Below are 5204 nucleotides of genomic sequence, written 5' to 3'. Positions count from 1 at the left end.
GAGCGCGCCCGCACCTTCCTCCAGGAACAGGAGAAGCAGAATGGATAGCATGGTGGAGAAGGATGCCGATCCGTATTGGGATTACGAGGAAAACGAATGCTGGAATTGCGGTGGTGAAGGCTTCGTCTACGGCTGCTCATGGGATTGGCAGTGCGACACATATGACGAGGGAGAAGGCTCCTGCCTCTGCACGCGCCGCTGCTCCTTCTGCAACCCGGCTCCGTACAATGCGGAACTCAGCGCCGTGCTGGCGGCCGCTCTCTCCGACACAGAGGGGAGGTAGGGGGATGGGGGCACCCGCTCGCTTCAAGCAGTCGGACATTAAAAGGGCCGCCGCTGGGATGAGAGCGGCAGGCTTTGATCAGATCCGCGTCGAGATAGACCCGAATGGAAAAATCGTCATCCTTACCGAGCAAGTGATTCGGCGCAGGGATGGCGAGGGATGGGAAGACCTAGAGTGACCAAAGGCTTGCCGCCTTACGTAACAGAGTTTCGCGATCGTCATGGGAAGGTAAGGCTCCGCTTCCGGCGCACTGGCTACCCGGCACAGTATCTCCACCACCCTGTAGGCAGTGACGAGTTCTGGAAGGAATATCTGGCGCTGAAAGAGGGGGCGAGGATCGAGCCGGGCGCGAATCGGATAGCGCCTGGCACGTTCGATGACCTGATCGCCCAATATTATCGCAGCACCGTATGGAACAACGTGCCAAAGGAAAGCACCAAGCGGGTCTATCGCGGGACGCTGGAGCGGTTCAGGGCGAAGTATGGAAGCCGCCCGGTCGCCACAATGACGGCCAACAATGTGGACAAGCTGATGGGCACGATGCGCGAGACGCCCGGCGCGGCAGCGATGCTCTTGAAGCGCCTGCGCCAGCTATTCGACTATTCGATCCTGATAGGAATGCGGAAGGACAACCCTGCCAAGCCGGTGAAGGCCCCAAAGGCGAAGGGGGATGGCTTCCACACATGGACGGAAGACGAGATTGCCGCTTTCGAGGCGCGGCACCCGCTAGGCACAAAGGCGCGACTCGCCCTCTGCCTGCTGCTCTACACAGCGCAGCGCCGGTCTGACGTTGTGATCATGGGGCCGCAGCACGTCAAAAACGGTCGCATCCGTGTGCGGCAGATGAAGACGGGCAAGGAGCTATATATCCCGGTTCACCCGGAATTGGCGGAAGCGATCGTTGCCTGCCCGTCGGGGCATCTGGCTTTCCTTGTTTCAGAGCGGGGGACGCCATTCCCGGTCGCCAGTTTTGGAAACTGGTTCCGCAAGCGCTGCAATGAGGCGGGGCTGACAGACTGTTCGGCACATGGACTGCGTAAAGCAGCGGCGCGGCGCATGGCAGAGCTTGGCATGTCAAACCAGCTTATCAAGTCGATCACCGGCCACGTCACAGATTCCGAGGTCGCCCGCTATACACGGGACGCCGATCAGGTGGCTTTGGCCGACCAGGCAATGGCGATATTGGCGCGGTCGAGTATGTCTAACCAAGAAACCGGGTTAGACAAAAACGACGCTAAGTTGTTGGAAAATAAGGGCTGAAATAAGGTTGTGGCGCACCCAAGAGGATTCGAACCTCTGGCCTTTGCCTTCGGAGCATTTTGTCCTGGCTATCCTAAATACACGCCAGGGCACGCTATGATACGACAACGATTTGAAACATATGGACAATTCTGCTTTTCCCGCCGAAATCCATATCCAGAACTTCGCTCCGAATTCCATCCGGGTGCTTCCGTGGTGCTTCCGCGGAAGCAACCCTTCCTCAGCGGGAGGAATGGCTAATGTCAAAGCTGACAAAACGTGTGGTGGACGCCGCTGCCGTCCGTGAAAAGGACTATTTCATCTGGGACGACGAGCTGCCCGGCTTCGGCCTTCGTGTCTTCGCGTCCGGAAAACGCAGCTACCTTATCCAATATCGCGCCGCAGGTCGAACCCGTCGTTACACTATCGGCCTCCATGGCATCTGGACGGCAGAAACCGCCCGGCAGGAAGCGAAGATACAGCTCGGCCGGGTGGCCCAAGGTGACAACCCTTCCGAAGAACGCCAGCTCGATCATCAGGCGCTCACCGTCAAGGAGTTGTGCGCGATGTATCTCAAGGATCTCGACGCTGGTCTCATCCTCGGCAAAGGCGGACGCCCAAAAAAGGCAGGCACCATCGTCAGCGATGTGGGCCGAATTCGCCGGCACATCATTCCGCTGATCGGCAACCGCAAGGTCAAAGATCTGGTCAAGGCCGATGTCGCCAAGGTGTTGAAGGACGTCATGGCCGGCAAGACGGCGGTATCGGTCAAAACCAAGAAGCTGCGCGGCAAAGCCATCGTGCGCGGCGGCGCCGGCACGGCTACGCGGACCGTCGGGCTCCTCGGTGGCATTCTCACATACGCCATGGAGGCCGGAATCATCACCTCCAATCCCGCGCATGGTATCCGCAAGCCCAAGGACAATGTGCGCGATCGTCGTCTCACCGAAGCCGAATACCGCATCCTCGGCGAGATGTTGCGGGCGGCAGCCGAGAATCCGAAATATGAGATGACGGTCGAGATCATCCGGCAGATCGCGCTCACCGGCTGTCGCCGCAGCGAGATGATCGGCCTCAAATGGGCCGAGGCGGATATCGACGCGAGTTGCATACGCCTCAAGGAAAGCAAGGAAGGCGCCTCCATTCGGCCCGTTGGCCTGCCGGTGATCGAATATCTGGAAGAACGTCGCAAGACGGCGACGGGCACCTATGTGTTCCCCGGCCAAGGCGAGGACAACGCCTTCGGCGGCTTTCCCAACCACTGGAGACAGATGTTCAGGGACAGCCCGCTGGCCGACGTGACGCCGCATGTCTTGCGGCACAGCTTCGCCAGCATCGCCAACGATCTCGGTTTCACCGAGGTCACGATCGCCGCGCTGGTCGGGCACGCCAAGGGGTCGGTCACGAGCAAGTATATCCATTCGCTCGACACGGCCCTGATCATGGCCGCCGACACGATCTCCGGCTACATTCAGGGATTGCTCGACGGGATCGAATTCAAGCAGACCGCCTATGCGCTGGATCGCGATTCCCGCAAGGCTGCACTGTCGCGCTTCCTGCTTCAGGCGATCGGTGAGCCAGAAACCGAGGAGGATGAGCGCCTTGCAGCCTGATACCAGATTTTCAGTTATTGCAGTTAGCGTTCAGGGCGCCTATATTGGTCAGGAAGGAGAAACCGCCATGGCCAGCCAGGTTGTCAAATTCGCCGGTCTTTCGGACCGGGACCGCAAGAAGGTGCTCGCCCTTCCCAGTCTCGGGGCGGGCGACCGCTTCGAGTTGCGTGTCCGCCGCCGGGACGGAGAGGAGCAGACCGTCGTACTGCCGCCTGCCGCGGCCGATGTGGTCGAGGCCCTGCTGGACCATCTGCGCAGCGGCGAGCGCGTCGCCGTGCTGGCCGAGGATCAGGAACTAAGCCCCGCCGATGCCTCCGAAATCCTCGGCATCTCGCGGCCGCTCGTCGTCCATCGCATGGACATCGGCGATCTGCCGTTCCGCTATGTGGGAAAGCATCGCCGCGCATCGCTCAAGGACGTTCTGGCGCTGAAGGCGCAGATCGACGGCCAGCGCAAGGCGATGGAAGGCCTGGCGGCCGATGCCGAGGATCTCAACCTCCGCTATGGCATTTAATCCCGTTGTCGCGGTCTGCGATGCCTGTGTCCTGTATCCGTTTCATCTGAGGAACGTCATCGTGCAGGCGGCAGTCGACCGCCTGTTCCACGCGCGCTGGACCGATGCGATCCATGACGAATGGATGCAGAACCTCATCGCCAATACGCCGGGCCTTCCGCCCGATCGCCTGATGGGCACGAAGCGTCTCATGGACCTTGCATTGCCCGAGGCGCGTATTGCCGGATACGAACAGCATATCCCTGCCATCAGTCTCCCCGACCCCGATGACCGTCATGTCGCCGCAGCCGCCATCGCGGCAGGCGCATCGACGATCATCACTTGGAACCTGCGCGATTTCCCGGTTGGCGCGTTGAGAAAACACAATCTGGTGCGTCAGACACCAGACGCCTTCCTGGCCGATCTCCATGAACAGCTTCCGGAGCAGACCACCGGGTCGCTGGCGAATGCTCGGCGCAATCTCAGGCGGTCGCGTGTGTCCGCGTCCGACTTCCTCGACATCCTGCGAGGTCAGAAACTCACCAGGCTGGCAGCGCAGATCGAGAAGCATATCGACGATCTCTGAACCGGACGTCCATGCCTGCCGAAGCCCTGATTTACGGATTGCGGGGGAAAGTCTTCCCCCTGGCCGGCGCCTCGGTCGCCGGCGCACCCCCTTCTGCGGGGAGACCCCGCAACGCCCCCTTCAGAGTGAGAGTGCGGACGGGTTTTCCGTGACGGGTTGAGGGCCGGAGGAGAGGCTTCCGGCGCCCGTCGCGGAGATCATCCCGATGGCCAGAGAGCAACGCGCGGCTCGCAAGGGCGGCACGCGCACGAATCTTTACGACGACATCACCGACAAGATCATCGCCGACCTGGAGGAAGGGCGCTTTCCCTGGGTCCAACCTTGGGGCACGGCGGCGGCGAAAGCGCCGCTCGCCATGCCGAGGAACGCGGCGACCGCCCGGCAATATTCCGGCATCAATGTCCTGATCCTCTGGGGGGCCGTGATCCAGCATGGCTATCCCACCCAGCATTGGCTCACTTTCCGCCAGGCGCTGTCGCTTGGCGGCAATGTCAGGAAGGGCGAGCACGGCACCACCGTCGTCTATGCCGATCGTTTCACGCCGGAGGACGAAAAGCGCCGCGCCCGTGAGACCGGGGAGGAAGCCGGCAGCATTCCGTTCCTCAAGCGGTTCACCGTATTCAACGCCGCGCAATGCGAAGGCCTGCCCGACAACATCGCCGTCGAGGCCCCACCTCCACCGCCCGGCATGATCGAGCCGCAGGTCGAGGCGCTGATCGCGGCGACCGGCATCGATTTCCGGATCGGCGGGAACCGCGCCTATTATGCCCCCGCTCAGGACTATGTGCAGGTGCCGCCGCCGCAAGCCTATTTCGAGCCGATCAATTGGCACCGGACCGCCCTCCACGAGATAGGTCACGCCACAGGGCATGAGACCCGGCTCGGGCGGGATTTCTCGGGTAGCTTCGGTACGAAGAAATACGCCTTCGAGGAGATGATAGCCTTATCTGGACAGTCTGCACCGTGCCTCACGCACACTTGAACGGTATG

The 5204-nt window shown here is 61.3% G+C and carries 5 protein-coding genes and 1 pseudogene; all 6 read left to right on the top strand.

Annotated features, from left to right (window positions below; genetic code table 11):
- The first annotated feature begins 40 nt into the window (after positions 1-40).
- Positions 41-283 carry a hypothetical protein gene (locus ET21_RS0117575; RefSeq protein ID WP_030540687.1) on the top strand — a complete coding sequence of 81 codons (243 nt, stop codon included), beginning with the start codon at positions 41-43 and terminating at the stop codon, positions 281-283.
- A gap of 174 nt (positions 284-457) precedes the next feature.
- Entirely contained in the window at positions 458-1543 is a 1086-nt protein-coding gene (locus ET21_RS0117565) for a tyrosine-type recombinase/integrase (protein ID WP_202807134.1), read from the top strand.
- 260 nt (positions 1544-1803) lie between these two features.
- The gene (locus ET21_RS0117560) at positions 1804-3135 is read left to right on the top strand and encodes a site-specific integrase (RefSeq protein ID WP_237751592.1); all 1332 of its coding nucleotides are present in this window, start codon (positions 1804-1806) and stop codon (positions 3133-3135) included.
- Positions 3136-3202: 67 nt separating this feature from the next.
- Positions 3203-3649, top strand: coding sequence for an excisionase (locus ET21_RS0117555; RefSeq protein ID WP_030540684.1), 447 nt, complete (start codon positions 3203-3205; stop codon positions 3647-3649).
- The gene (locus tag ET21_RS0117550; protein ID WP_308429995.1) at positions 3615-4214 is read left to right on the top strand and encodes a PIN domain-containing protein; all 600 of its coding nucleotides are present in this window, start codon (positions 3615-3617) and stop codon (positions 4212-4214) included. The genes ET21_RS0117555 and ET21_RS0117550 overlap by 35 nt, the downstream gene beginning before the upstream one ends.
- Positions 4215-4419: 205 nt before the next feature.
- A pseudogene (locus tag ET21_RS0117545) lies at positions 4420-5157 on the top strand (ArdC family protein); the annotation flags it as partial.
- Positions 5158-5204: the final 47 nt, after the last annotated feature.

The organism is Sphingobium sp. DC-2 (assembly GCF_000722555.1).
Taxonomy (GTDB): domain Bacteria; phylum Pseudomonadota; class Alphaproteobacteria; order Sphingomonadales; family Sphingomonadaceae; genus Sphingobium; species Sphingobium quisquiliarum.
Note: the sequence above shows the minus strand (reverse complement) of the source record. Positions and strands in the feature narration are given on the sequence as shown.

What these genes read in the sequence shown, in the direction of transcription:
- ET21_RS0117550 (WP_308429995.1), top strand. Translation starts at nt 3,615, where the DNA reads ATGCCGAGGATCTCAACCTCCGCTATGGCATTTAATCCCGTTGTCGCG.
- ET21_RS0117555 (WP_030540684.1), top strand. Translation starts at nt 3,203, where the DNA reads ATGGCCAGCCAGGTTGTCAAATTCGCCGGTCTTTCGGACCGGGACCGC.
- ET21_RS0117575 (WP_030540687.1), top strand. Translation starts at nt 41, where the DNA reads ATGGATAGCATGGTGGAGAAGGATGCCGATCCGTATTGGGATTACGAG.